This window comes from Enterobacter cloacae complex sp. P6RS, assembly GCF_014982245.1.
Lineage (GTDB): Bacteria > Pseudomonadota > Gammaproteobacteria > Enterobacterales > Enterobacteriaceae > Enterobacter > Enterobacter bugandensis.
In genome coordinates this window covers 26,370-50,748 of the sequence record NZ_JADCLB010000003.1, presented here as the reverse complement: position 1 = coordinate 50,748, position 24,379 = coordinate 26,370, and the positions used below count along the sequence as shown (strand labels likewise).

Here is a 24,379-nt window from a genome sequence, read left to right as displayed (position 1 = left end):
CAATCTCCTCTCCCCGCTGGGGAGAGGGTCAGGATGAGGGAGAACGTTAGCTGAAGTCACCCCGCTGGCGCGCCACCAGCGTCAGAATGGAGTAGAGCGCCACGGCCTGCTGGTGCTGGTTGAAAATCTCTACCGCCCATTCCACCACGCCGGTCGGTTTTTCCTCGGCGGTACGCTGTTTCTTCAGCGTTTTGCGCTTGCAGGTCAGACGCACCTGGATGGTGTCGCCCGGCTTGACCGGCTCGATAAAGCGCAGGTTTTCCATGCCGTAGTTGGCAATCACCGGCCCGACGCCCGCATCAACGAACAGTCCCGCCGCGGCGGAGATCAGGAAGTAGCCGTGGACCACGCGTTCGCCAAAGATCGACTCTGCCGCCCCGATCGTGTCCATATGGGCGTAGAAGTGATCCCCGCTCAGGCAGGCAAAATTGACGATGTCCGCCTCCGTCAGCGTGCGGCGCGGCGTCAGCAGGCTGTCGCCCGGCTGCAGTTCCTCAAAGTATTTACGGAACGGATGGACGCGATCTTCCTGCACCGCTGCGCCACGCACCCACTGCTTGCCGATGGCGGCCAGCATCGTCGGGCTACCCTGAATCGCGGTGCGCTGCAGGTAGTGCTTCACCGCGCGCAGGCCGCCCAGCTCTTCGCCGCCGCCCGCGCGGCCAGGGCCGCCGTGCATTAGCTGAGGAAGCGGGGAGCCGTGGCCGGTAGACTCTTTTGATGATTCTTCGTTAAGGATCTGAATACGCCCGTGGGCGCGCGCCGCGCCGGCAATAAACTGGCGGGCAATGTTCAGGTCAGCGGTGACAAGCGTCCCCGCCAGGCTGCCGCCGCCCGCGCGGGCAAGCTGCATGGCGTGCTCTGCACTGCGATACGGCATTAGCGTGGCGACCGGGCCGAAGGCTTCGGTATCGTGCACCGCCGGGGTTTCATCCGGCTGCGGGCAGAACAGCAGGGTCGGCGGGAAGAACGCCCCCGCGGCATGCAAATCCGCTTTGCCGCCCAGACGGATCTGGCAGCCTGCGGCGACCAGCCGATCCACTTTCTCCTGCACGTCCGCGCGCTGTTCAGTGTTGACCAGCGCTCCCATCTTCACCCCTTCCTGCGCCGGATCGCCCATCACCACCTTTTCCAGACGGGCAATCAGCGCCTGGCTGACGGCATCAACCTGGCTTTGCGGGACGATAATCCGGCGAATGGCAGTACATTTCTGCCCGGCCTTAGCGGTCATTTCGCGGACCACCTCCCGAATGAACAGGGCAAACTCCGGCTGCTCCGGCGTGACGTCTTCACCCAACACGCAGCAGTTCAGGGAGTCGGCTTCCATGGTGAACGGAATCGAATTCGCCACAATATTCGGGTGCACGCGCAGGCTTTGCCCGGTGCTGGCGGAGCCGGTAAAGGTCACCACGTCCTGGCTGTCGAGCTGGTCGAGCAGATCGCCCGCGCCGCCGCAAATCAGGCTGATGGCGCCGTCCGGCACCAGCCCGCTGTCCACGATGGATTTGACCATCGCCTGCGTCACCTGCGCGGTAGCGGTGGCGGGCTTGATGATGGCGGGCATCCCGGCAAGCCAGGTCGGCGCGAGTTTTTCCAGCATTCCCCAGCAGGGGAAGTTGAAGGCGTTGATGTGTACCGCCACGCCGGATTTCGAGGTCAGAACGTGGCGCGCCGCAAAGCCGCCTTCTTTCGACAGGGGGATTAGCTCATCTTCCGGCCACAGCGTGTCGTCCGGCAGCTCGCGGCTGCCCAGGCTGGCGTAAGTGAAGAGGGTGCCGATACCGCCTTCAATATCGACCCAGCTGTCCGCCCTCGTCGCGCCCGTCTGGGCGGACAGGGCATAAAACGCCTCTTTTTCGCCGAGCAGGTGTTTCGCCACCGCTTTCAGCATGGCGGCACGTTCAATAAAGGTCATGGCGCGCAATGCCTCGCCCCCATGCTCAATGGCATAGCGACGGGCGGCCGCCATGTCCAGCCCTTCGCTGGTCACTTCCCAGAGTGCTTCGCCGCTGATGGCGTGATGAATCGCGCGTTCGCGGCCCCGGCCAGACTGCCAGGTACCGGACAAGAAGCTGGCTAACTGCTGCATCGCTTATCTCCAAATGTTTCGTGATTTCACCATTAATAGTTTGATCGTGAATCATAAAAATCAAGCTGTGTTTTTAATGAATTGTTAACGTTGTGATCTGACTAGACGAATCGCGTCGCATAAGGGCGCTTTGCAAAAGGCCTGGCGTAAAAGCCTTGCGAGCAGCATCACAAAACCGGGAAACAATTCTTGGGGTTATATTTAACCTTTGTGTAACTTTTAAAAAACAAAGTGATTCAACATTTCGCTTTAATTTGCAAACTAACGAATCATAAAGGTGATGACGTGACGCAAGAACAACGGTTTGAGCAGCGCATAGCGCAGGAGACGGCGATTGAGCCTCAGGACTGGATGCCGGAAGCCTACCGTAAAACGCTGATCCGCCAGATTGGTCAGCACGCGCACTCCGAAATTGTCGGCATGCTCCCGGAAGGGAACTGGATAGCCCGCGCGCCGACGCTGCGCCGAAAAGCGATCCTGCTGGCGAAAGTGCAGGACGAAGCCGGACACGGGCTTTACCTCTACAGCGCGGCGGAAACGCTGGGCTGCGCGCGGGAAGACATCTACCAGAAGATGCTCGACGGCAAGATGAAATACTCCTCCATCTTCAACTATCCAACCCTGAGCTGGGCCGATATCGGCGTGATCGGCTGGCTGGTGGACGGCGCGGCCATCGTCAACCAGGTGGCTCTGTGCCGTACCTCCTACGGCCCGTATGCCCGGGCGATGGTGAAAATCTGTAAAGAAGAGAGCTTCCACCAGCGTCAGGGCTTTGAGGCCTGCATGGCGCTGGCGCAGGGCAGCGAGGCCCAGCGCCAGATGCTGCAGGACGCCATCAACCGCTTCTGGTGGCCGGCGCTGATGATGTTCGGGCCGAACGACGACAACTCGCCGAACAGCGCCCGCAGCCTGGCCTGGAAAATCAAACGCTTCGGTAACGACGAGCTGCGACAGCGCTTTGTCGACAACACGGTGCCGCAGGTGGAGATGCTGGGCATGACGGTGCCGGATCCGGACCTGCGTTTCGATGAAGGGAGCGGTCACTACCGCTTCGGCGAGATCGACTGGCAGGAGTTTGACGAGGTCATTAGCGGGCGCGGCATCTGTAACCACGAACGTCTGGCCGCGAAACGCAAAGCCTGGGACGACGGGGCGTGGGTGCGGGAAGCCGCGCTGGCGCACGCCGAAAAACAACGTACCCGTCAGGCCGCATAAGAGGAAATAACCATGAGCAATGTCTACTGGCCGCTGTACGAAGTATTCGTACGCAGCAAACAAGGGTTATCCCACCGTCATGTGGGCAGCCTGCATGCCGCCGACGATCGCATGGCGCTGGAAAATGCCCGTGATGCCTACACCCGCCGCAGCGAAGGGTGTTCTATCTGGGTGGTGAAGGCGAGTGAAATTGTGGCCTCCCAGCCAGAAGAGAGCGGCGAGTTCTTCGACCCGGCGGAAAGCAAGGTTTACCGCCATCCGACGTTCTACACCATCCCCGACGGCATCGAGCATATGTGAGGCAAAGAATGAACTCAGTGACTGCCTATGCCCTGCGTCTGGGCGACAACGGTCTGGTGCTCTCCCAGCGTCTCGGCGCCTGGTGCGGCCACGCGCCGGAGCTGGAAATCGACCTCGCGCTCGCCAATATCGGCCTCGATCTGCTGGGCCAGGCGCGCAATTACCTGGCCTACGCCGCGGAGCTGGAAGGCCAGGGCGATGAAGACACGCTGGCGTTTGGCCGCGACGAGCGCCAGTTCCGCAACGTCCTGCTGGTGGAGCAGCCGAACGGCAGCTTCGCCGACACGATTGCCCGCCAGTACCTGATGGACGCCTGGAACGTGGCGCTGTACGAACGCCTGACTCAGAGCAGCGACGGCCAGCTTGCTGCCATCGCCGCCAAAGCGATCAAAGAGGCGCGCTACCACCTGCGCTTCAGCCGCGGCTGGCTGGTGCGGCTGGGCGGCGGGACCGAAACCTCCGCGCAAAAAATGCAGCAGGCCATCGACAGCCTGTGGCGGTTTACGGCGGAGCTGTTTGACGCCGATGAGGTCGAGCTTGAGCTGATTGACGCCGGCGTGGCGGTGGATCCGCGAACCCTGCGCCAGCCGTGGGAAAGCGAAGTGTTTGCTGGTCTGAAAGAAGCCTGTCTGCAGGTTCCCGCAGAGGTGGCGTACCGCACCGGGGGCAAGAAGGGGCTTCATACCGAACATCTGGGTCCGATGCTGGCGGAAATGCAGTATCTCCAGCGCGCGTATCCCGGTCAGCAGTGGTAAAGGAGAACGCTATGCAACGCCTCGTCGACATCGCGCCTGCGCAAATTCCGCAGATCTGGTCGCTGTTAAGCCAGATCCCCGATCCGGAAGTGCCGGTGTTAACCATCACCGATTTAGGCATGGTGCGCAGCGTGAAGGCGCAGGGGGAAGGCTGGGTGATTGGCTTCACGCCAACCTACTCGGGCTGCCCGGCAACGGAACACCTGCTGGGGGCGATCCGCGAGGCGATGACCGCGCATGGTTTCACTCCCGTGCACATCGTGCTCCAGCTTGAACCTGCCTGGACCACCGACTGGATGACCGCCGACGCGCGCGAGCGCCTGCGGGCGTATGGCATCAGCCCACCCGTGGGGCATAGCTGCCACGCGCACGCCCCGGCAGAGGTGAGCTGCCCGCGCTGCGCCAGCACCGACACCTCCCTTATCAGTGAATTTGGCTCGACGGCCTGCAAAGCGCTCTACCGCTGCAATACCTGCCGCGAACCCTTCGACTATTTCAAATGTATTTGAGGCTGCCATGACAACGTTTCATTCATTAACAGTGGCAAAAGTGGAACCTGAAACCCGCGACGCGGTAACCATCACCTTCGCGGTGCCGCAGGCGTTGCAGGAGGCCTACCGCTTCCGCCCCGGCCAGCACCTGACCCTGAAAACGACGCTGGGCGAAGATGAGCTGCGCCGCTGCTACTCCATCTGCCGCAGCACCGCGCCGGGTGAGATCAGCGTGGCGGTCAAAGCGATTGAGGGCGGGCGCTTTTCCCGCTACGCCCGGGATGAGATCAAAGCCGGCATGGCGCTGGAGGTGATGGTTCCTCAAGGGCAGTTTGGCTACCAGCCGCAGGCTGAACGTGAAGGCCACTACCTGGCAATTGCCGCAGGCTCCGGGATCACCCCGATGCTGGCGATTATCTCCGCCACGCTTTCAACCGAATCCAACAGCCATTTCACCCTGATCTACGGCAATCGCAGCAGCCAGAGCATGATGTTCCGCCAGGCGCTGGCGGACCTGAAGGACAAATACCCGCAGCGGCTGCAGCTGGTCTCCATCTTCAGCCAGGAGCGGCTGGACAGCGACCTGCTCTTTGGCCGCATCGATGGGGAAAAGCTGCAGGCGCTGGCGAAAACCCTGATCAACTTCCGCCAGTATGACGAGGCCTTTATCTGCGGCCCGTCGGCGATGATGGACGACGCCGAAGCGACGCTGAAAGCGCTGGGGATGCCGGAAAAATCCATTCACCTTGAGCGCTTTAACACCTCCGGAATCACCGTTAAGCGCGCGGTGCACGTGCAGGCGGAAGGACACAAAGTGACCGTGCGCCAGGACGGGCGCGACCGTGAAATCACCCTGACGGCGGACGACGAAAGCATTCTTGATGCTGCCCTGCGTCAGGGAGCGGATCTGCCGTATGCCTGCAAGGGCGGGGTGTGCGCCACCTGCAAATGCAAAGTGCTGCGCGGCAAGGTGGACATGGCAACCAACTACAGCCTGGAGCCGGACGAGCTGGCCGCCGGGTACGTACTGAGCTGTCAGTCGCTGCCGTTAACCGCCGACGTGATTGTCGACTTTGACGCGAAGGGGATGGCATGAGCGAGCTGATTGTTACCCGTCATGGCCGCGTGCTGCAGCTGACGCTGAACCGTCCGGCGGCGCGCAACGCCCTTAACAATGCGCTGCTGGCGCAGCTTGCGGAACAGCTTGAGGCTGCCGCCGTGGATGCCGACATCGCCGTCTGCGTGATTTACGGCAGCGAGCGCTGCTTTGCCGCCGGGGCCGATCTCAACGAAATGGCGGAGAAAGACCTGCCTGCCACCCTGAACGATATCCGCCCGCAGCTGTGGGCGCGCATTAACGCGTTTAACAAACCGCTGATTGCTGCCGTGAACGGCTTCGCGCTGGGCGCAGGCTGCGAGCTGGCGCTGCTGTGCGACGTGATCATTGCTGGCGATAACGCCCGTTTCGGCCTGCCGGAAATCACGCTGGGCATCATGCCCGGCGCGGGCGGCACCCAGCGTCTTATCCGCAGCGTCGGTAAATCCCTGGCCAGCAAAATGGTGCTGACCGGCGAGAGTATTACCGCAGAGCAGGCGCTGAGCGCCGGGCTGGTGAGCGATCTCTTCCCGGCGTCTCTGACACTAGAGTACGCCCTGAAGCAGGCGGCGCTGATGGCGCGCCACTCTCCACTGGCGCTGCAGGCGGCGAAGCAGGCGCTGCGGCAGTCGCAGGAGGTGCCGCTACAGGCCGGTCTGGCCCAGGAGCGCCAGCTGTTTACGCTGCTTGCCGCCACCGAAGACCGCCGGGAAGGTATCGACGCCTTCTTACAAAAACGCACCCCCGACTTTAAAGGACGCTAATTGTGGAATTTATTCTCAGTCACGTAGAACAGGGCGTAATGACCATTACGCTGAACCGTCCGGAGCGTCTGAACAGCTTTAACGACGTGATGCACCAGCAGCTTGCCGAGTGCCTGAAGCAGGCCGAACGCGATGATGCCATCCGCTGCCTGCTGATCACCGGGGCAGGACGCGGGTTCTGCGCCGGTCAGGATCTGAACGACCGTAACGTCGACCCCAACGGCCCGGCGCCGGATCTGGGGATGTCCGTGGAAACCTTCTACAACCCGCTGGTGCGCCGCCTGGCAAAGCTGCCGAAGCCGGTCATCTGCGCGGTTAACGGGGTGGCGGCTGGCGCGGGAGCTACGCTGGCGCTCGGCTGTGACATGGTGATTGCCGCCCGGTCGGCCAACTTCGTGATGGCCTTCAGCAAGCTCGGCCTGGTGCCGGACTGCGGCGGCACCTGGCTGCTGCCGCGCGTGGCCGGACGCGCCCGCGCCATGGGGCTGGCGCTGCTCGGGGACAAACTCAGCGCCGAGCAGGCGCAGGCGTGGGGGATGATCTGGCAGGTGGTGGACGACGACCAGCTCTCCGCCACGGCGCAGCAGATGGCGCTGCACTTTGCCTCGCAGCCGACCTTCGGCCTGGGCCTGATCAAGCAGGCGATCAATGCTGCGGAAACCAACACCCTCGACGCGCAGCTTGACCTGGAGCGCGACTATCAGCGTCTGGCCGGTCGCAGCGACGACTACCGCGAGGGCGTCAGCGCTTTCCTCGCGAAGCGCGCGCCTAACTTTACGGGGAAATAAGATGCTCAACATACGGACTGTCGCCGTGATTGGCAGCGGCACGATGGGCGCGGGGATTGCAGAAGTGGCGGCCAGCCACGGGCATCAGGTGCTGCTCTACGACATCTCCAGCGATGCGATATCCCGCGCTATCGAGGGGATCCGCCAGCGTCTGGCCTCCCGGGTGACGCGCGGAAAACTCTCCGCCGATGCCGGGAGCCAGATCCTCGCCCGGCTGCTTCCCGTCACGGATATCGCCGCGCTCTCCGTCGCCGAACTGGTGATTGAAGCGGCCTCGGAACGGCTGGAGGTGAAAAAGGCGCTGTTTTCGCAGCTGGCGGAAATCTGCCCGCCGCAGACGGTGCTGACCAGCAATACCTCTTCGATCTCCGTCACGGCGATTGCTGCGGACATCCACCATCCTGAGCGCGTCGCCGGGCTGCATTTCTTCAACCCGGCGCCGGTTATGAAGCTGGTGGAGGTGGTCAGCGGGCTGGCGACCTCCCCGGAAGTGGCCGACGCGCTATGCGAGCTGGCGCTGAACTGGGGCAAGCAGCCCGTGCGCTGCCAGTCAACGCCGGGGTTCATCGTCAACCGCGTCGCGCGTCCGTTCTATTCCGAGGCCTGGCGCGCGCTGGAAGAGCAGGTGGCCGCGCCGGAGGTGATTGACGCCGCCCTGCGCGAAGGCGGCGGCTTCCCGATGGGCCCGCTGGAGCTGACCGACATGATTGGTCAGGACGTGAACTTCGCGGTGACCTGCTCGGTATTTAACGCCTTCTGGCAGGAGCGTCGTTTTCTGCCCTCGCTGGTCCAGCAGGAGCTGGTGCTGGCTGGCAGGCTGGGCAAAAAAAGCGGGAAGGGCGTTTATGACTGGCAGGGCGACAGGCCCGGGGTGCGCTGGGCTGATACCGTGAACGACAGCTACAGCCCGATGCGCGTGGAAAGAAAGCGTGACAGTGTCACAGAAATTGATGATGTGTACCTGATTGAAACGCAGGGCGAAACCGCGCAGGCCCTGGCGCTGCGGCTTAACGGCCCGGTGGTGGTGGTGGACCGCATCGAGCGCGACGTCGCGATCATCGCCGCAGCCGCCAGCAACCCGCATACCGCGACGCAAAAGGCCATCCGCTACCTGCAGCAGCAGGGGCTTCGGGTGGTGCAGATTGCCGATTATCCCGGCCTGCTGGTCTGGCGCACGGTGGCGATGATTGCCAACGAAGCGCTGGATGCTCTGCAAAAAGGGGTCGCCAGCGAGAAGGACATCGATACCGCCATGCGCCTGGGGGTCAACTACCCGAGCGGACCGATCGCCTGGGGCGAGCGTCTGGGCTGGCAGCGCCTGCTGACGCTGCTGGAGAACCTGCAGCGTCATTACGGCGAAGAACGCTATCGCCCCTGTTCCCTGCTGCGCCAGCGCGCGCTTCTGGAGAGTAGCTATGAGTCATAACGCCTGGCACAACGCCCGCGCCATGTACGAACGGGACGCCTGCGCGCAGGCGATGGGGATGGACATTGTCGATATGGACGACGGCTACGCGGTGGTGTCCATGACCATCACCCCGCAGATGCTCAACGGCCACCAAACCTGCCACGGCGGACAGCTGTTTTCGCTGGCAGACACCGCCTTTGCCTATGCCTGCAACAGTCAGGGGCTGGCGGCGGTGGCCTCCGGCTGCTCAATTGATTTTCTGCGTCCGGGCTTTGCCGGGGACACGCTCACCGCCACTGCGCGGGTGAAGCATCAGGGCAGGCTGACCGGCGTGTACGACATTGAAATTCAGAACCAGCAACAGAAAACCGTCGCCCTTTTTCGCGGAAAATCTCACCGCATCGGCGGCAATGTGACAGGAGAGGCCTGATGCGTGACGCATTTATTTGTGATGGCGTTCGAACCCCGGTGGGGCGCTACGGCGGGGCGCTTTCCGCCGTTCGGACTGACGATCTCGGCGCCGTGCCGCTGCGCGCGCTGCTGGCCCGCAATCCGCAGCTCGATCTGGAGCGGATTGACGACGTGATCTTCGGCTGCGCGAACCAGGCGGGTGAAGATAACCGCAACGTGGCGCGTATGTCGTCGCTGCTGGCCGGGCTGCCGCAGACGGTGTCCGGAACCACCATTAACCGCCTGTGCGGGTCGGGGCTGGACGCGATTGGTTTTGCCGCACGCGCCATTAAGGCGGGCGACGGCGACCTGCTGATTGCGGGCGGCGTGGAGTCCATGTCCCGCGCGCCGTTTGTGATGGGCAAAGCCACCGCCGCGTTCCAGCGACAGGCGGAGATCTTTGATACCACCATCGGCTGGCGATTTGTGAATCCGCTCATGCATCAGCAATTCGGAACTGACAGCATGCCGGAAACGGCAGAGAATGTAGCTGAATTGTTAAATATCAGCCGTGCCGATCAGGACGCGTTCGCGCTGCGCAGCCAGCAGCGTACCGCGCAGGCGCAGCAGAACGGCATTCTGGCGCAGGAGATTGTGTCGGTGCAGGTGCCGGGGAAAAAAGGGGCGGTCAACGAGTTCAGCGAGGATGAACATCCCCGCGCGGACACCACGCTTGAGCAGCTTGCCGGGCTAAAAACGCCGTTCCGCAGGAACGGGGTGGTCACGGCGGGAAATGCCTCCGGCGTCAACGACGGCGCAGCGGCGCTGATCGTCGCCAGCGAGCAGATGGCGCTGGCGCAGGGGCTGGTCCCGCGCACGCGGATCGTGGCGATGGCGACGGCAGGCGTGGAGCCACGTCTGATGGGGCTCGGTCCGGTCCCGGCTACCCGCAGGGTGCTGGAGCGCGCCGGACTCAGCATTAACGAGATGGACGTGATCGAGCTCAACGAAGCTTTCGCCGCGCAGGCGCTGGGCGTGCTGCGTCAGCTGGGATTGCCGGATGATGCCGCGCACGTCAACCCGAACGGTGGCGCGATAGCGATTGGTCACCCGCTGGGGATGAGCGGCGCCAGACTGGCGCTGGCCGCGAGTAATGAACTGCACCGACGCGGCGGGCGCTACGCGCTGTGTACGATGTGCATCGGTGTGGGTCAGGGCATTGCCATGATCCTTGAGCGTGTTTGAGCATAAAAACAATGTGAGTACCCTACAATGACAAATACAACAAAGCTTGATCCGATTGAAACGGCCTCCCTTGACGAACTGCAGGCGCTGCAGACCGCGCGTCTGAAATGGACGCTGCACCACGCCTATAACAACGTGCCGATGTACAAACGCAAGTTTGACGCCGCGGGCGTTCACCCTGACGATTTCAACGAGCTGGCGGATATCCGCAAATTCCCGTGCACTACCAAGCAGGACCTGCGGGATAACTATCCGTTTGATACCTTTGCCGTGCCGATGGAGCAGGTGGTGCGTATTCACGCGTCATCCGGCACCACCGGCAAACCGACCGTTGTCGGCTACACGCAGGGTGACATCGACAACTGGGCCAACCTGGTGGCCCGCTCCCTGCGCGCTGCGGGCGGCAGCGCGAAAGACAAAATTCACGTGGCCTATGGCTATGGCCTGTTTACCGGCGGGCTGGGCGCACACTACGGCGCCGAGCGTTTGGGGGCGACGGTGATCCCGATGTCCGGCGGCCAGACAGAGAAACAGGCGCAGCTGATCCGTGATTTCCAGCCGGACATGATCATGGTGACGCCGTCCTACTGCCTCAACCTGATTGAGGAGCTGGAGCGCCAGATGGGCGGCGACGCCAGCACCTGCTCACTGCGCGTTGGCGTTTTCGGCGCGGAGCCGTGGACGCAGGCCATGCGTCGCGAAATCGAAAAACGCTTAGGCATTACGGCGCTGGATATTTATGGCCTCTCCGAGGTGATGGGGCCGGGCGTGGCGATGGAGTGTATCGAAACCGCCGACGGCCCAACCATCTGGGAAGATCATTTCTACCCGGAGATCGTCAACCCGAACGACGGCACGCCGCTGGATGACGGCCAGCAGGGCGAACTGCTGTTCACCACGCTGACCAAAGAGGCGCTGCCGGTGATCCGCTACCGCACCCGCGACCTGACGCGCCTGCTACCGGCAACCGCGCGCAGCATGCGCCGTATGGACCGGATCGGCGGACGCAGCGACGATATGCTGATCATCCGCGGCGTCAACGTTTTCCCGTCGCAGCTGGAAGAGGAGATCGTGAAGTTCGAACACCTTTCTCCGCACTATCAGCTGGAGGTGAATCGTCGTGGGCATCTTGATTCACTTTCCGTGAAGGTGGAGCTGAAAGAGAGCAGCTTAACGCTGACGCACGAGCAGCGTTGCCAGGTGTGCCACCAGCTGCGCCACCGCATAAAGTCGATGGTCGGGATTTCCACCGACGTGATGATTGTGAACTGCGGCAGCATCCCGCGCTCGGAGGGGAAAGCCTGCCGGGTGTTTGATCTGCGTAAAGTTGCGGCTAACGGTTAAAACACCTTCCCCTCTCCCTTTTGGGGAGAGGGCCAGGGTGAGGGACTTATGCTATGATTCATCCAGGACAAAAATAACAACAGAATGAATCACATGAATAAACTCGATGCCTTTATCCAGCACGCGGTCAGCTCGGTTCCCGTCAGCGGAACGTCGCTTATCTCCTCGTTATACGGTGACGCGCTTTCCCACCGCGGCGGCGAGATTTGGCTCGGCAGCCTGGCCGCCTTACTGGAAGGCATGGGATTTGGCGAGCGCTTCGTGCGCACCGCGCTGTTTCGCCTCAACAAAGAGGGCTGGCTGGACGTCTCCCGCATCGGGCGGCGAAGCTTTTACCGCCTGAGCGATAAGGGGCTGCGGCTGACGCGTCGCGCGGAGAATAAGATTTATCGCTCAGAGCTGCCCGCCTGGGACGGCAAATGGCTGCTTCTGCTCTCCGAAGGGCTGGATAAAACTACGCTCGCGGATGTGAAAAAACAGCTCATCTGGCAAGGATTTGGCACGCTGGCACCGAGCCTGATGGCCTCGCCGTCGCAGCATCTGGCGGATGTGCAGTCCCTGCTTCACGATGCCGGCGTGGCGGAAAACGTGATCTTCTTCGAAGCCCACTCGCCGCTGGCGCTCTCCCGCGCCGCGCTGCGTTCGCGGGTGGAAGAGTGCTGGCAGTTAACCGAGCAAAACGCGATGTACGAGTCGTTTATCAACTCGTTCCGCCCGCTGCTGCCGCTGCTGAAGGAGGCCGCGCCGGAGGAGCTGACGCCGGAGCGCTGCTTCCAGATCCAGCTGCTGCTGATTCACTTTTATCGCCGCGTGGTGCTGAAAGACCCACTGTTGCCGGAGGAGTTACTGCCCGCGCACTGGGCGGGGCAAAGCGCCCGACAGCTCTGCATTAATATCTATCAGCGTGTCGCGCCGGGGGCGCTGGCGTTTGTCAGCGAGAAGGGCGAAACCTCCGTGGGCGAACTGCCCGTGCCCGGCACGCTCTACTATCAACGCTTTGGTGGTCTTACAAGCGCATAAGGAGTGAAGATGCCAGTTTATCAAATTGACGGTCTGACGCCGGTGGTACCTGACGAGAGCTATGTTCACCCAACGGCGGTGCTGATTGGCGACGTAATTCTGGGTAAAGGCGTTTATGTTGGCCCTAATGCCAGCCTGCGCGGTGATTTTGGCCGTATCGTGGTGAAAGATGGCGCGAACATTCAGGATAATTGCGTGATGCACGGTTTCCCGGAGCAGGACACGGTGGTGGAGGAGGAGGGGCATATCGGCCACAGCGCCATCCTGCACGGCTGCATCATCCGCCGCAACGCGCTGGTGGGTATGAACGCGGTGGTGATGGACGGGGCAGTGATCGGTGAAAACAGCATCGTCGGCGCGGCGGCGTTCGTGAAGGCGAAAGCGGAGATGCCTGCCAACCACTTGATTATTGGCAGCCCGGCGAAAGCGATTCGCGAGCTGAGCGAGCAGGAGATGGCGTGGAAGCGGCAGGGCACGCGGGAGTATCAGGTGCTGGTGGAGCGCTGCAAGCTAACTATGCACCAGGTTGAGCCGCTGCGCGAGGCTGAGCCTGACCGGAAACGGCTGGCGTTTGACGAGAACTTAAGGCCGAAGTCGGCGATGTAGCGGTAAGGCCGTCTTTTTTCGCCATATCCATCAGTAGCGCGATGCCAATATAGTTGCTCCAGTTAAAGATATTTTGCAGCACCACCACCGCATTGCCTTTCTCTTTGTCATAGCCGATGAAGCTGGAGTAGCCGCCGATATAGCCGACCTGATAGGTGATTTTTTCCAGACCGATAAAGTCGGTGGTCCAGGCAATGCCCTGCACCCCGTCGGGGCGTTGAATATCGGTATTTCTGACTTCGTCAAAGACGCTGTCCAGCAAGGGATTGTGGGTCGTAGAGACGTGATAGCGGGCATAGGCCGCCAGATCTTCGGCGTTACTGTACAGGCTTGCTGCCGCCACCATGTTGTTGGAAAAATGCCAGTCTGGCGTCAGCTGCCCGCGCGGGATGAATTTTGGCTGATCGCCCGCGTGGCCGAGCGCCCGCTGGGGGTATCCTTTGAGCTTCTGGGGCGTAAAGCTGCTGTTAACCATGTGCAGCGGACGGAAAATATAGCGTGACGCTAAACTCTGAATATCTTCGCCGGTTTTGTGCTTCAGGATATAGCCAATCAGGGCGTAGCCGGTATTCGAGTATTGCGGCGTTTTATCTCTCGGCGCGCGCCAGTTCGCCAGATAACGCAGCACGTTATCGCTGTCCAGTTCACCGTAGAAATTATCACCCGTGCCTAAGTAGCGGATGAATTTTCCTAGCATCGAAACGTCCATATTCTGGCGCGGAAGGCCGGAGGTGTGGGTTACCAGCTCCAGCAGGGTGATTTTTTGTGCATCCTTACTTAGCGGCGTTCCCGGCGGTAGCAATGTCGCCAGGCTGTCGTTCCAGTTCAGTTGCCCCTCACTCACCAGACAGGCCACCACTTCCGCCGTGATCCCTTTGCTGAGCGAGCCGAGCGCAAACAGGGTATCGGGCCTGACCGGGTAGCGGTTGACCGCATCGGTAACGCCCCAGGTGTAAAACTGAGGCGAGCCGTGATTATGGATTACCGCGACCGTCATTCCTGGAACGGACTTTTGCGCCATGTAGTGGCGCACCACGCTGTCAACGTCGCCATCCAGCGATTCATGGGTGAGGAGTTCCTGGGTACCTTCCGGGGAGGACATTTGCGAGAGCGTGCCACAACCGCTGAGTAATGGGATAGCAAACAGAAGCCAGCGAATTTTTTTTGTGATGTTCTGCATACCTGATAGCGAGTGTGGTGGTCATTGGCGCGGCGGGAATGTATCACACTTAGCCTGTTTGAATGTAAACTTTCTGTACGGAGGCCGCCGCGTGGGTGGTCATAGCAGCTTTTCGGCCTGCTTTGAGGATTTCAGCATGACACGCTTTCATCAGCTTACCGCCACCCGCCTGGATGGCAGTCTTATCTCAATGGCCGACTATGCGGGGAAGGTGGTTTTGGTCGTCAATACCGCCAGCCAGTGCGGCTTTACGCCTCAGTATGCGGGTCTCGAAGCGCTATACAAGAAATACGCCGAACAAGGGTTAGTGGTGCTGGGCTTCCCCTGCAACCAGTTCGGTAAGCAGGAACCCGGCGACGCCGATGAAATCTCAAAGACCTGTTACATTAACTACGGCGTCAGTTTTCCCATGTTCGGGAAAGTTGAGGTCAATGGCGCCGCAGCACATCCGATTTTTCGTTATCTGAAAAACGAATTGCCTGGCGTGCTGGGTGGGCGGATCAAGTGGAACTTTACTAAGTTTCTGATCGGACGCGACGGTAAGCCGCTCAAGCGTTTTGCACCGATGACGACGCCAGAGAAAATGGAGGGGGCAATTGTTGCGGCACTGGAAAGGTGAGTGTTTTTGTCGCCAGAGCCATCCATTTGCCGGATATAGCCGAAATTCATTATGTCCGCTCTGTGCCAGGAGCGGACGTTGGTACAGGTAGCCCAGTAGTCGCCGCGATGGATGGGTTTACTGGAGCAGCATCGCCAGTAGCACCAGGCACAGCAGTATTACATAGATTCGTGCGTGCCATATGTCAGGTAAAGCAGGTATAACCCGACGGCTAAAAACTATTCCAGCCCAGCCCGTCAGTACCAACAGGCCTAAAATTTTCAGGCTGATAAAACCGAGAAATCCGCTCACCGGAATATTTTGCCAACCAATGACCGCATACGTCACGGCACCACACAGCGCGACAGGCAGAGAAAGCGGGTTAGAAGCGCTAATACATTCACCCATCGCATAGCCGTGTCGCCGTAATAATGGCACTGTCATCACGCTGCCACCCACGCCCAGCAATGCGGCTATCATGCCGATGATCACTCCGCCGCCCGTTACCACAGAAAGTGACAAGCGACGCGGGGAACTGCAGCTAAAAAAACCTTTGCGCAACAAACAATCGCCAATGGTTACCAGCATATAAAGAATGAACAGTGCGCGAACAATATTCTCGCTGAAGACTCCCGCCAGACAGGAACCCACGACAGCCCCGATGGCGATAAACCATAATAATGGGAACAATGTCTGCGCTGAAAGTTTGCCGGCGCGCCAGTTTCGGTAGCTGACCCAGCCCGCGTTAAAAATCATCACCGCCGTTGAGGTAGCAACCGCGATATGCATGGCGTTTCCTGCCAGCTCAGACTGCCGCAGCATCAGTTGATAAACAAATGGCACCACGACAAAACCGCCCCCAAAACCAAAGAGCACCGTGGTGATACCGGTAGTAAAGCCTGCCAGTGCAATAATTGCGATATCGTTCAAGAGAATATCCCCGACCTGAAAATGAGCGAGCAGCTTATACCGGTAGCATCCTGCTTCCCATTTGCGCAGCGCTCAATTACCTTTGTAAATCGTTCAGACGGAGACCGGTGTGCGCAACGTAAAAATTGAAGATGTCGATAAGCTCGATCGTGAAGTGGTGGCGTTAGGCAATGACTATGCGCAGGGATTTATACTGCCACAACACCAACATCGCCGCGCGCAGCTGCTGTATGGTGCAACGGGTCTCATGTACGTCTCAACCTGTAACGGAGAGTGGGTTGTTCCCCCACAACATGCAGTATGGATCCCACCCGAAACCCCTCACGCTGTCCGGTTTGTAGGTGTGACCACGCGTAGCTTATATATTGAACCAACATGCGTGACGGGATCGATTAAGTATCGACACTGTAAGGTGATCAGCGTATCGCCATTGTTACGTCAGTTGTTGCTTGATGCCGTGGATTTGCCGCTGATGTATGACAGCGCACGCGACCGTGCGCTGGTAAATCTGCTGTTACTGGAACTGGCGGAAATGCCGGTTCGCGAATTCGATATTCCGCTGCCACAACATCCGGCACTGTTGGCTCTTTGTCAGGCGTTTTTACTCAACCCCTCAATCCATGACCCTGCTGAGCGCTGGGCCAGTACGCTGTTTATGAGCGCCAGTACCTTTCGTCGACTTTTCTTACGGCAAACCGGCATGTCATTTTCTGCATGGCGACAGCGAGCCTGTGTCGTCAGTGCACTGACGTTGCTGATAACAGGTAAACCGGTGAATGAAGTGGCACTCACTCTCGGATACGACAATGCATCATCTTTCGCCACGATGTTCCGCCGTGTCACGGGACAGCCGCCTTCGTATTATCGGTTTGATTTCAAAAGCTTCACAGGGCACCGTTCATAACGTCAGTTATGTGACCACAGCGGACGTTCTGAGCTGTGTTAGCGTTAATCAGATTATCTTGTGCTGAGTGCAAGTTTAGCCGCAAAGCACAAAAACAATCCTCCTGTTGCTCTGTCCATTCCCCTGACAACACTGCTTTTCTTCAGTATGGCTGATGCAAAGTGCGTGGATAAAATGAGCGTGACTGACCACATTGTCCCTATTGCGACATGAATGCTGACAAGTATAAAAGTCCATACAAAAGGGGAATGCCCGGCAGGTATGAATTGAGGTAAAAAAGAGACATAGAAAATACCCATTTTAGGATTGAGTACATTTCCCAGCATTCCTTTTATAAACCAGTTCCCCGCTGAAGGATTAACGCCATCGCCGTGATTGAAAGATGAACGTGGCCGCCTCAGCAGTTGTAAACCCAGCCAGCAAAGGTAAGTCGCACCACACATTTTCAGCATGGTATAAGCGAGCTCTGACACCGCCAGCAGCGCTCCCAGTCCCAGCGCAACGAGTGCGCCCCAGATAAAACAGCCAGCATCAATTCCAAGAGCTGCCTGAAAAGCCTTCTTTCCACCTTCAGCACATGCCGTTCGTAGAATGAGTGCCGTATCCAGGCCCGGAGTGAGGGTGAGCAGTAGTGCCGCGAGAGAGAAGGCAAGGAGAGAATCAGTAACAGACATTTTCTTTATCCGAAAGAGTGGATGTTACACCCTTACTTTGCGCCAATCAATTAGACAAAGGCAGTTATGTGAATAAATTGTAAATTGCTTTAATGAGAAAAGCCCTGCTGGCATACCGGGCTACAACTCAGGACGCTTTCTCATGCACTGTCATGATGAATACCAATGGGTCCTTCTCCCGGTTTTCATAGAAATGAGGAACGTCCGTTCTGGCAGTTGCCGAACAGCCAGTTTTTACCTGATACACGTGATCCTGTACGCCGAGTGTGAGCGTGCCCGACTGAACATAAAACAGTTCTAGCGTTCCTTCCGCGTGGCCGGGTGACGCAAACTTTTCCCCGGGCTGCATTTCCCACATCCAGAGCTCGGTCATATCAGGGCCACCCGATCCTGCGAGCAATCTTGCTCTCCCGCCTGTTTCACCTTGCCACAATTCTGGGATCTCATCTTCAGCAATGAGATGCACGGTCGGTTTGGCACTGACATCCACAAAATCAGCCACCGAAACCCCCATCGCGGCAGCCAGGCGACATAACAGAGCAATGCTGGGATTCGCCCGGCATCCCTCTATCTCAACTAACGCTCCCTTACTTACACCCGCCTGACGCGAGAGTTCATCAAGGGAGATTTTCTTTTGCTTACGATACAGTTTAATTCGCTGCGATACGGCTTCATTCACGGAGCTGGCGATCGAATTTGCATCGGTCATTAAATTGACTTTTTTGGTCATTGGTCATTATCATGGAATAAATTGGTCATTACAGGATTATCACGTGTTAACAGTATCTCCGTCAATTTCTCCTGAAATTTATCGTATTGCTCCCGGTTTTCGGGCGCTCAGTATCCGCGTAAAAGCTGCGCCAGTGCTTAATCCCGGCACTGGAGAAACGGCGCTGCGAGAAGCCTGTGAGGCGGTTCTGGCCGGTGAGCCTGCCTGGGCGGAATCTCATCTGGCGGCATGGGCCGACGTTTTTCAAAAATTTGGGGCTAAACCTAAACGCACCCCTTGCTCAGCGGATGCGTTACGCAAGCGCGTCTTACGTGACGGAACGATGCCAGCGCTCGATCCTGTCGTTGATCTTTATAATGCCGTCAGTCTCCGCTATGCCGTTCCGGTTGGTGGAGAGGATCTCTCTGCCTATCAGGGGGCGCCGCGTCTGACTGTGGCCAAAGGAACAGAACCTTTTGATACGGTCAAAGAGGGAGAGACCACCGTTGAGTATCCTTCACAAGGTGAGGTTATCTGGTGTGATGATATCGGCGTGACCTGCCGTCGCTGGAACTGGCGACAGGGGATCAGAACCCGCTTAGGCGTGGAAGCGCAGCAAATGTGGTTCATTCTGGAGAGTCTCCCGCAGATGCCGCTGGAGACGCTTCACGAAGCCGGAAAAATGCTGACCGACGGCCTGGAAAAAATGATGCCCGGTCTGTGGTTTGACGTTGCTCTCATCGAAGAACAACAGCAGTAATATCCTTCAGGAGAAACATGTATGTTTACCGGCTTGTCGGCATTTCCATTAACCCCAGTCACCGCCAGCGGCGTGGATGAAAAGGGTTTCAGCCATATCCTTTCTCGTCTTACAGACGCTCGGGTTGATTCAATGGGCATCCTGGGGTCAACCGGAAGCTACGCCTATCTCACCCGGGAGCAGCGCAAGCGCGTAGCAACGCTGGCCAAACAGCATGCAGGGAACATCCCCGTGATGGTGTGTGTGGGAGCGGTCAGTACCGATGCCATTCTGCATCTGGCAGATGATGCACAGGCAGCTGGTGCAAATGCGCTGTTACTCCCGGCGGTCAGCTACCAGCCACTCCGTGACGAAGAAGTCTTCTCACTCTTTGAGACCGTTACCCGGCACGTGTCTGTACCGGTGTGTATCTATGATAATCCGGGCACGACGCATTTTACCTTTACGGATGAACTCCACGGTCGTCTCTCATCACTTGAGGGTGTCCGCTCGGTCAAGATCCCTGGCGTCCCGAATAGCCCCGCTGCAGCAACTGAGCGGGTGAAGGCGTTACGTCAACATCTGCATCCTGGCGTAACAATCGGTATCAGTGGCGACGCTTATGCGGGACTGGGATTAAACGCCGGTTGTGAAGTGTGGTATTCCGTGTGTGGCGGTCTGTTCCCTGAGATGGCGAAACAAATCAGTGAAGCCGCGGCGGCAAACGATCGTCAACGCGTTACAGCCCTGACAACCCGCCTTGAGCCATTGTGGTCGCTGTTCCGTAAACATGGCGGAAGTATTCGCGTTATTGCCGCTGCGTCTGGCGTGCTTGGGCTTACCGACATGGATTGCCTGCCTCGCCCTCTGCAACCGTTGTCAGCTGGCGACATCGCGGATATTGCCCATGTGATAAGCACGCTGGAGCTGAAGTGATCTCCGCAGGACTGGGTGTCTACCGGTCCTTACCGCAAAATTTTATTATTGAAGTGACTCTTCTTCGCCTGATAGCTTATCTGCATCAGGAGAATAATGCTGGCAAACGCACGCCAGTTTATGCCCGTCAGGATCGCGCAGATAGGCAACATAAAAGTCGGGGCCGTAGGCGGTCCGTGTTCCGGGCACGCCTTCATTTTTCCCTCCCGCACGGAGTCCCGCTACATGGAAGCGTCTGACTATGTCCGCATTATTTGCTCTGAAGGCGAACATTGTCCCGTTTCCCGCCGTCGCGGGTTGCTGGTCAAAAGGAGGACAAATGCAGAAGCTAAATTCGTCATCCGGATGATTTTCGTTTCCCCACATTGCCCAGCTATCAGTCCAGGCGGGCAGACGCGTATAGCCCAGCACGTTAAAAATAGCGTCATAAAAGTTCACGGCGCGCTGAAAGTCATTTGTCCCAATCGTGATATAAGCCAGCACTTTAAACATCCTCTCTTCCGTCAGTCTGAACAGAGATTATCGCAAAGTAGCTATCTTCATCACCACCCAGGCCAGGATCATCGGCATGCCTCAGCAGGAAGCCTCGGCGATAAAAAATGTTGGCTGACGTCATCGTGTGCCGATAATACAAAAACTGTATGATTACACCTTCCAAAAAGGGAATGTATGTCTTTACCGCCACTGTATGCGCTGCGCGCGTTCGAAGTTGCCGCACGGCTGAACTCGTTCAGCAAAGCGGCTGAAGTCCTGAATATCACGCCGGGGGCGGTCAGCAGGCATGTCCGGACGCTTGAGATGTGGTTCGACTGTGAGCTGTTTAAACGGCAGGGACCGAGAGTGGAGGTCAGCGACGCCGGGCGTATTCTGGCCGGGCAGCTTAGCGAAAGTTTCTCGAATATTGAGTGGGCCTGTCGCGCATTCAAAAGTGAAAACCATCTTCTGCGCCTCAAGGCCCCCAGCACCCTGACGATGCGATGGCTTCTCAATGTGCTTAAATCCTTTCGGGAGAATCATGCGAAGCCGAAAATCGAAATCGCCAGCGTCTGGATGGACTTCGACACGGTTGACTTCAGCCGCGAGCCCTACGATTGTGCGATCCTCCTCGGTAACGGCTATTTCGGCGAGTCAACGGAGAGCAGGCTGCTGTTCAGCGAATGGCTTATTCCGGTTTGTACGCCGTCTTTGCTCGAGTCTGCCCGGCATCAGCTTCCAGAATGCGATCTTATTCATCCGTCACCGGACCGACGGGACTGGAAGCGCTGGCTGAAAAGGACGGGCTTATTCCCCGGCCTCGACATGAGCGGCGGGATCGTATTCGACACCCTGGAGCAGGGAAGCCTTGCGGCCATGCACGGACACGGCGTGGCGATGGCCGATCTCCGGCTCACGCTCGACGCGCTGAAAAGCGGCTTGCTCGCGCTGCCCTTCCGGGAGGCGATAGCAACAGGGGACGGTTACTATCTTGTCTGGCCGAAAAATTCGCTCAGAGGACAGAGTATTGAACGGTTGCTGGCCTGGCTTAACCTCAATTCGCCGGTCGTTCCTTCGCTGGATATCGTCTGCCTTGAGTATAATGAAAAGCGGCTGTCTTAAATTAAACAGGATATTCCTTACGGACTATCCTGTTTAATAAGTTTACGCGTAGGGTATATTCGCCATCTTTTTATATCTTTCCGGCAGTGCGCTATTCAGGTTAAGTAATTTATCCAGAATATAAAGCGCTGGCGTCCCCTTTGCGCGCTCTTCGTCGATCAGCGAAGAACGTAGCACATTGGCAGCCGAGGTCATTTTACGAAAATACTCTTCTGATTCCGGCGTCTGTACTTCACCGGACTCGGCGTAACGCACCCGTGGCCAGTCCGCGAAGTCAGGCTGGGGGAAGAGTCCGTCGTCTTTTGTAATATGAGCTGAGAGTAGCTCCTCGGCATTGCCAGGAGCGTTCTGGGCAAATGAGAGCAGGTGCAGTCGATGTATAAATGGCGAAAGCGCTTCTGAACGATGACTTTCTAAGGAAAGTAAGGTGATTAGCGCAGGTATTTTTTCATCAGCGGAGCTTTTTTCTGGTGAGAGGGTTTTCATTAAATGGAATAAAACATCGAGTGTCATAGGTGCTCCATATCCGCACATTATTATTTATTGTTTTTACGTCGCTATCTGTTTTTGACAGCGGTATACCAGGGGTAAATGGATGGTATTTCAGTGCGGTTATGTTTGAAAAACGATAAATAGTTGGCATTAATGTGAGTTTTACTCAATGTGGCGCTCTGGGCTCCAACATTGCAGATCCTCTCACGGCAGCGTTTTGTTTCACAAATGCCTTAGTTTATCGGCTTTTCAGGATGGTATAACGTCGTGCAGCAATCGGCTTGCCGTTAATCGCCACATTCTCAAAGGCTTATATGAAACAAATTACTTTTAGTGACCTGCAGCAGCAAAGCGAGCAGGCCGCACATTCTCCTCGCTTACGCGCACACCGTAATTTACACCCTGACCTGAGCGACCCGGTGCAGCGCCTGGCCATTGCAATGGAACCCGGTACCTATGTCCGCCCCCATCGCCATCCGCACACGTTTGAACTGCTGACGGCGCTGAGTGGTCGCTTTCTGGTGCTGAATTTTGACGACAGCGGAAACGTGACCCGGCGCGTGGTGTTAGGCGAAGAGTGTAAAGTCCTGGAGATGGATGCCGGAACCTGGCATGCCGTGCTGTCGCTGGATAAAGGCGGCGTCATTTTTGAGGTAAAACACGGGGCGTATCAGCCCGTGCCTGAGCATGATACCGCCCCGTGGTCGCCTGCTGAGAACGCGCCAGGTACTGTAGAGTTGATGAAATGGTACGCCCAGGCGCAGGTGGGTGATAGGCGTTTTACCCTGTAATTTTCCTGTAGTGTTCCCGGCGCGCAGAAAAGCGCGCCAGCACCGTATGGTTTACTGGATGTCGCCGAGTCTTTGCAGGAATTCCTCAACCTGCTCAGGCGTAGCCGTGTCTGCCTGGTAAAGGATTTCGAGCTTAACGTTCTTCAACCCGCAGAAGCCAAATACCCCTTCGATTATCTGCGTCTGAATCGCCGTCGAATAGCCGTGTTTGTCGAAGCCGGTAAGATCGCTACCGCCGGTGGCAATCAGGCGGACGGGAACATCACGTAAATTGCCCACAATCCGGCCGTCGTCGGCCACCTTATACGCCCAGTTCAGGGTTAACACGCGATCGAACCAGCCTTTCAACAGCGCGGGAACCGACCACCAGTACACCGGGAAGACGAATACCAGCATATCCGCGCGCTCGACGCGCTTTTGCTCGCGCAGAATATCGTCGGGAAGGGCGCTCGGATCGCCGTGATACAAATCGAGATCGGCGCGGGTCATCGCCGGATTAAACCCTTCAGCATGCAGATCGGCGATCTCAATCTGCGTACCTTCCTCGCGTAATTTCCCGGCAATACGAGCTGCCAGCGTATGGGACAACGAATTGTCGATCGGGTGTGCCGTCACGATCAGCGCGTTTTTAATGGCATGGGTTGCAGACATAGCGACCTCCAGATGGGGGAGAAGTGATGCCTATATTACTATTGGTAACTTAGGTGTCAATCCGCCCCCGGCAATCATTTTGTGTTACTCGCGTAGGTCTCCAGCACCCCGGTCATGGCGCCGCAGAGCATATCTTCCGCCACATTCCGGGCGAGCACGCCGTTGCCCGCCGAGGTGCTGAGCGCCTCCGCCGCGCCAATGATGGCCGTCAGTACCGCTTCTCCCTTAACACCTTTTAAGACGATAAAAGGAGAAAGCGCGGTGCGCAGGCAGTCGGCGCATTCGGCCACGCATGCTTCCCGAAACGTCTGCAGCGCCCGAGAACCGGACAGCGCCGCGGCGATTGGCCCGGTTTCAGGCCCGGCGGCAATGGCACAGTCGATATAGGCGGCGCTGAAAAAGCGGATCGTCTTCTCCAGCGTTTTGCTGTCCACCGCCAGCGTCTCCCTGAATTTCGCCAGCTGCCGATCGCTATAGTCCTGATACAGTGCCATCAGCAGCCCCTCACGATCGCCAAAGTGGTCGTAGGGGATAGGCTTGGTCACGTTAGCCCGTTCTGCCAGATAGCCAAGGGTCAACGCCTCCGTGCCTTGCTGACGCACGATCCCTCGCGCAACCCCCAGCAGCTGTACGCGGCGGTCCTCTTTTCTTAAGCGCTTAACAACCAT

General features: G+C 58.3%; 28 protein-coding genes. 19 read left to right on the top strand and 9 right to left on the bottom strand.

What is annotated here, in order from left to right:
• Positions 1-46: 46 nt before the first annotated feature.
• The gene (gene paaZ / locus INF73_RS01275) at positions 47-2,089 is read right to left on the bottom strand and encodes a phenylacetic acid degradation bifunctional protein PaaZ (protein ID WP_193542738.1); all 2,043 of its coding nucleotides are present in this window, start codon (positions 2,087-2,089) and stop codon (positions 47-49) included.
• Between the two features lie 285 nt (positions 2,090-2,374).
• Here paaZ and paaA point away from each other — a divergent pair, with 285 nt between their 5' ends.
• The 13 genes from paaA to paaY all read left to right on the top strand — a co-directional run bounded on the left by paaA (position 2,375) and on the right by paaY (position 13,511).
• Complete coding sequence (gene paaA, locus INF73_RS01270) at positions 2,375-3,304, top strand: 1,2-phenylacetyl-CoA epoxidase subunit PaaA (RefSeq protein ID WP_370567483.1); 930 nt, start codon at positions 2,375-2,377, stop codon at positions 3,302-3,304.
• Between the two features lie 12 nt (positions 3,305-3,316).
• Entirely contained in the window at positions 3,317-3,604 is a 288-nt protein-coding gene (gene paaB / locus INF73_RS01265; RefSeq protein WP_003857353.1) for a 1,2-phenylacetyl-CoA epoxidase subunit PaaB, read from the top strand.
• An 8-nt stretch (positions 3,605-3,612) separates the two neighbouring features.
• Complete coding sequence (gene paaC / locus INF73_RS01260) at positions 3,613-4,359, top strand: 1,2-phenylacetyl-CoA epoxidase subunit PaaC (RefSeq protein ID WP_193542736.1); 747 nt, start codon at positions 3,613-3,615, stop codon at positions 4,357-4,359.
• An 11-nt stretch (positions 4,360-4,370) separates the two neighbouring features.
• Positions 4,371-4,868 carry a 1,2-phenylacetyl-CoA epoxidase subunit PaaD gene (gene paaD, locus INF73_RS01255; RefSeq protein ID WP_028013029.1) on the top strand — a complete coding sequence of 166 codons (498 nt, stop codon included), beginning with the start codon at positions 4,371-4,373 and terminating at the stop codon, positions 4,866-4,868.
• Positions 4,869-4,875: 7 nt separating this feature from the next.
• Positions 4,876-5,946, top strand: coding sequence for a 1,2-phenylacetyl-CoA epoxidase subunit PaaE (paaE, locus tag INF73_RS01250; RefSeq protein WP_047368476.1), 1,071 nt, complete (start codon positions 4,876-4,878; stop codon positions 5,944-5,946).
• Positions 5,943-6,710, top strand: coding sequence for a 2,3-dehydroadipyl-CoA hydratase PaaF (paaF, locus tag INF73_RS01245; RefSeq protein WP_059357008.1), 768 nt, complete (start codon positions 5,943-5,945; stop codon positions 6,708-6,710). The genes paaE and paaF overlap by 4 nt, the downstream gene beginning before the upstream one ends.
• Complete coding sequence (gene paaG / locus INF73_RS01240) at positions 6,710-7,498, top strand: 2-(1,2-epoxy-1,2-dihydrophenyl)acetyl-CoA isomerase PaaG (RefSeq protein WP_041910183.1); 789 nt, start codon at positions 6,710-6,712, stop codon at positions 7,496-7,498. Before paaF ends, paaG begins: the two co-directional genes overlap by 1 nt.
• Before the next feature lies 1 nt (position 7,499).
• Positions 7,500-8,924: a 3-hydroxyacyl-CoA dehydrogenase PaaH gene (gene paaH, locus INF73_RS01235; RefSeq protein WP_193542734.1), complete on the top strand. Its 1,425-nt coding sequence runs from the start codon at positions 7,500-7,502 to the stop codon at positions 8,922-8,924.
• A complete protein-coding gene (paaI, locus tag INF73_RS01230) occupies positions 8,914-9,336 on the top strand; it encodes a hydroxyphenylacetyl-CoA thioesterase PaaI (protein ID WP_028013034.1) in 423 nt (140 codons plus the stop codon). The genes paaH and paaI overlap by 11 nt, the downstream gene beginning before the upstream one ends.
• Complete coding sequence (pcaF, locus tag INF73_RS01225; RefSeq protein ID WP_059357011.1) at positions 9,336-10,541, top strand: 3-oxoadipyl-CoA thiolase; 1,206 nt, start codon at positions 9,336-9,338, stop codon at positions 10,539-10,541. The genes paaI and pcaF overlap by 1 nt, the downstream gene beginning before the upstream one ends.
• A 27-nt stretch (positions 10,542-10,568) precedes the next feature.
• A complete protein-coding gene (gene paaK / locus INF73_RS01220) occupies positions 10,569-11,885 on the top strand; it encodes a phenylacetate--CoA ligase PaaK (protein ID WP_041910177.1) in 1,317 nt (438 codons plus the stop codon).
• Between the two features lie 84 nt (positions 11,886-11,969).
• On the top strand, positions 11,970-12,905 hold the full coding sequence (paaX, locus tag INF73_RS01215; RefSeq protein WP_126346054.1) for a phenylacetic acid degradation operon negative regulatory protein PaaX: 936 nt from the start codon (positions 11,970-11,972) through the stop codon (positions 12,903-12,905).
• 9 nt (positions 12,906-12,914) lie between these two features.
• The gene (gene paaY / locus INF73_RS01210; RefSeq protein WP_028013037.1) at positions 12,915-13,511 is read left to right on the top strand and encodes a phenylacetic acid degradation protein PaaY; all 597 of its coding nucleotides are present in this window, start codon (positions 12,915-12,917) and stop codon (positions 13,509-13,511) included.
• Here the strand turns inward: paaY and INF73_RS01205 are convergent.
• On the bottom strand, positions 13,420-14,691 hold the full coding sequence (locus tag INF73_RS01205) for a serine hydrolase (protein WP_193542732.1): 1,272 nt from the start codon (positions 14,689-14,691) through the stop codon (positions 13,420-13,422). The two genes, paaY and INF73_RS01205, sit on opposite strands and share 92 nt — an antisense overlap.
• 136 nt (positions 14,692-14,827) lie before the next feature.
• Between INF73_RS01205 and INF73_RS01200 the strand changes: the two genes are divergently transcribed.
• Positions 14,828-15,310 carry a glutathione peroxidase gene (locus INF73_RS01200; RefSeq protein ID WP_193542730.1) on the top strand — a complete coding sequence of 161 codons (483 nt, stop codon included), beginning with the start codon at positions 14,828-14,830 and terminating at the stop codon, positions 15,308-15,310.
• 117 nt (positions 15,311-15,427) lie between these two features.
• On the opposite strand, the gene INF73_RS01195 is transcribed toward INF73_RS01200, so the two are convergent.
• The gene (locus tag INF73_RS01195; protein ID WP_032674705.1) at positions 15,428-16,219 is read right to left on the bottom strand and encodes a sulfite exporter TauE/SafE family protein; all 792 of its coding nucleotides are present in this window, start codon (positions 16,217-16,219) and stop codon (positions 15,428-15,430) included.
• Between the two features lie 109 nt (positions 16,220-16,328).
• Here INF73_RS01195 and INF73_RS01190 point away from each other — a divergent pair, with 109 nt between their 5' ends.
• Positions 16,329-17,123, top strand: coding sequence for a helix-turn-helix domain-containing protein (locus tag INF73_RS01190; RefSeq protein ID WP_032674706.1), 795 nt, complete (start codon positions 16,329-16,331; stop codon positions 17,121-17,123).
• A 53-nt stretch (positions 17,124-17,176) separates the two neighbouring features.
• Here the strand turns inward: INF73_RS01190 and INF73_RS01185 are convergent, their stop codons facing one another.
• Entirely contained in the window at positions 17,177-17,797 is a 621-nt protein-coding gene (locus tag INF73_RS01185; RefSeq protein ID WP_193542728.1) for a LysE family translocator, read from the bottom strand.
• 127 nt (positions 17,798-17,924) lie between these two features.
• Complete coding sequence (locus tag INF73_RS01180; protein WP_048998449.1) at positions 17,925-18,527, bottom strand: helix-turn-helix domain-containing protein; 603 nt, start codon at positions 18,525-18,527, stop codon at positions 17,925-17,927.
• 43 nt (positions 18,528-18,570) lie between these two features.
• On the opposite strand from INF73_RS01180, the gene INF73_RS01175 reads away from it, so the two are divergent.
• Together INF73_RS01175 and INF73_RS01170 are read left to right on the top strand one after the other, a co-directional pair.
• Positions 18,571-19,266: a B3/4 domain-containing protein gene (locus tag INF73_RS01175; protein ID WP_088205388.1), complete on the top strand. Its 696-nt coding sequence runs from the start codon at positions 18,571-18,573 to the stop codon at positions 19,264-19,266.
• 21 nt (positions 19,267-19,287) lie between these two features.
• The gene (locus INF73_RS01170) at positions 19,288-20,181 is read left to right on the top strand and encodes a dihydrodipicolinate synthase family protein (RefSeq protein WP_193542725.1); all 894 of its coding nucleotides are present in this window, start codon (positions 19,288-19,290) and stop codon (positions 20,179-20,181) included.
• A gap of 45 nt (positions 20,182-20,226) precedes the next feature.
• On the opposite strand, the gene INF73_RS01165 is transcribed toward INF73_RS01170, so the two are convergent.
• Positions 20,227-20,664, bottom strand: a complete 438-nt coding sequence (locus INF73_RS01165; protein ID WP_193542750.1) for a VOC family protein — start codon at positions 20,662-20,664, stop codon at positions 20,227-20,229.
• A gap of 186 nt (positions 20,665-20,850) precedes the next feature.
• Between INF73_RS01165 and INF73_RS01160 the strand changes: the two genes are divergently transcribed.
• Positions 20,851-21,777 carry a LysR substrate-binding domain-containing protein gene (locus INF73_RS01160; protein WP_048959099.1) on the top strand — a complete coding sequence of 309 codons (927 nt, stop codon included), beginning with the start codon at positions 20,851-20,853 and terminating at the stop codon, positions 21,775-21,777.
• A gap of 42 nt (positions 21,778-21,819) precedes the next feature.
• Here INF73_RS01160 and INF73_RS01155 read toward each other — a convergent pair whose 3' ends face one another.
• Positions 21,820-22,290 carry a hypothetical protein gene (locus tag INF73_RS01155; protein WP_193542723.1) on the bottom strand — a complete coding sequence of 157 codons (471 nt, stop codon included), beginning with the start codon at positions 22,288-22,290 and terminating at the stop codon, positions 21,820-21,822.
• A 293-nt stretch (positions 22,291-22,583) separates the two neighbouring features.
• Between INF73_RS01155 and INF73_RS01150 the strand changes: the two genes are divergently transcribed.
• Positions 22,584-23,060: a WbuC family cupin fold metalloprotein gene (locus INF73_RS01150; protein ID WP_028013049.1), complete on the top strand. Its 477-nt coding sequence runs from the start codon at positions 22,584-22,586 to the stop codon at positions 23,058-23,060.
• A gap of 51 nt (positions 23,061-23,111) precedes the next feature.
• Here INF73_RS01150 and INF73_RS01145 read toward each other — a convergent pair whose 3' ends face one another.
• Both INF73_RS01145 and INF73_RS01140 read right to left on the bottom strand, forming a co-directional pair.
• On the bottom strand, positions 23,112-23,711 hold the full coding sequence (locus tag INF73_RS01145) for an NAD(P)H-dependent oxidoreductase (RefSeq protein ID WP_193542721.1): 600 nt from the start codon (positions 23,709-23,711) through the stop codon (positions 23,112-23,114).
• Positions 23,712-23,785: 74 nt separating this feature from the next.
• Positions 23,786-24,379 carry a TetR/AcrR family transcriptional regulator gene (locus tag INF73_RS01140; RefSeq protein WP_193542719.1) on the bottom strand — a complete coding sequence of 198 codons (594 nt, stop codon included), beginning with the start codon at positions 24,377-24,379 and terminating at the stop codon, positions 23,786-23,788.

Bases quoted from the DNA above. Each gene is read 5' to 3' on its own strand.
- paaZ (WP_193542738.1), bottom strand. From the start codon at position 2,089: ATGCAGCAGTTAGCCAGCTTCTTGTCCGGTACCTGGCAGTCTGGCCGG.
- paaB (WP_003857353.1), top strand. From the start codon at position 3,317: ATGAGCAATGTCTACTGGCCGCTGTACGAAGTATTCGTACGCAGCAAA.
- paaC (WP_193542736.1), top strand. From the start codon at position 3,613: ATGAACTCAGTGACTGCCTATGCCCTGCGTCTGGGCGACAACGGTCTG.
- paaD (WP_028013029.1), top strand. From the start codon at position 4,371: ATGCAACGCCTCGTCGACATCGCGCCTGCGCAAATTCCGCAGATCTGG.
- paaE (WP_047368476.1), top strand. From the start codon at position 4,876: ATGACAACGTTTCATTCATTAACAGTGGCAAAAGTGGAACCTGAAACC.
- paaF (WP_059357008.1), top strand. From the start codon at position 5,943: ATGAGCGAGCTGATTGTTACCCGTCATGGCCGCGTGCTGCAGCTGACG.
- paaH (WP_193542734.1), top strand. From the start codon at position 7,500: ATGCTCAACATACGGACTGTCGCCGTGATTGGCAGCGGCACGATGGGC.
- paaI (WP_028013034.1), top strand. From the start codon at position 8,914: ATGAGTCATAACGCCTGGCACAACGCCCGCGCCATGTACGAACGGGAC.
- pcaF (WP_059357011.1), top strand. From the start codon at position 9,336: ATGCGTGACGCATTTATTTGTGATGGCGTTCGAACCCCGGTGGGGCGC.
- paaK (WP_041910177.1), top strand. From the start codon at position 10,569: ATGACAAATACAACAAAGCTTGATCCGATTGAAACGGCCTCCCTTGAC.
- paaX (WP_126346054.1), top strand. From the start codon at position 11,970: ATGAATCACATGAATAAACTCGATGCCTTTATCCAGCACGCGGTCAGC.
- paaY (WP_028013037.1), top strand. From the start codon at position 12,915: ATGCCAGTTTATCAAATTGACGGTCTGACGCCGGTGGTACCTGACGAG.
- INF73_RS01205 (WP_193542732.1), bottom strand. From the start codon at position 14,691: ATGCAGAACATCACAAAAAAAATTCGCTGGCTTCTGTTTGCTATCCCA.
- INF73_RS01200 (WP_193542730.1), top strand. From the start codon at position 14,828: ATGACACGCTTTCATCAGCTTACCGCCACCCGCCTGGATGGCAGTCTT.
- INF73_RS01185 (WP_193542728.1), bottom strand. From the start codon at position 17,797: ATGTCTGTTACTGATTCTCTCCTTGCCTTCTCTCTCGCGGCACTACTG.
- INF73_RS01180 (WP_048998449.1), bottom strand. From the start codon at position 18,527: ATGACCAAAAAAGTCAATTTAATGACCGATGCAAATTCGATCGCCAGC.
- INF73_RS01170 (WP_193542725.1), top strand. From the start codon at position 19,288: ATGTTTACCGGCTTGTCGGCATTTCCATTAACCCCAGTCACCGCCAGC.
- INF73_RS01160 (WP_048959099.1), top strand. From the start codon at position 20,851: ATGTCTTTACCGCCACTGTATGCGCTGCGCGCGTTCGAAGTTGCCGCA.
- INF73_RS01155 (WP_193542723.1), bottom strand. From the start codon at position 22,290: ATGACACTCGATGTTTTATTCCATTTAATGAAAACCCTCTCACCAGAA.
- INF73_RS01150 (WP_028013049.1), top strand. From the start codon at position 22,584: ATGAAACAAATTACTTTTAGTGACCTGCAGCAGCAAAGCGAGCAGGCC.
- INF73_RS01145 (WP_193542721.1), bottom strand. From the start codon at position 23,711: ATGTCTGCAACCCATGCCATTAAAAACGCGCTGATCGTGACGGCACAC.
- INF73_RS01140 (WP_193542719.1), bottom strand. From the start codon at position 24,379: ATGGTTGTTAAGCGCTTAAGAAAAGAGGACCGCCGCGTACAGCTGCTG.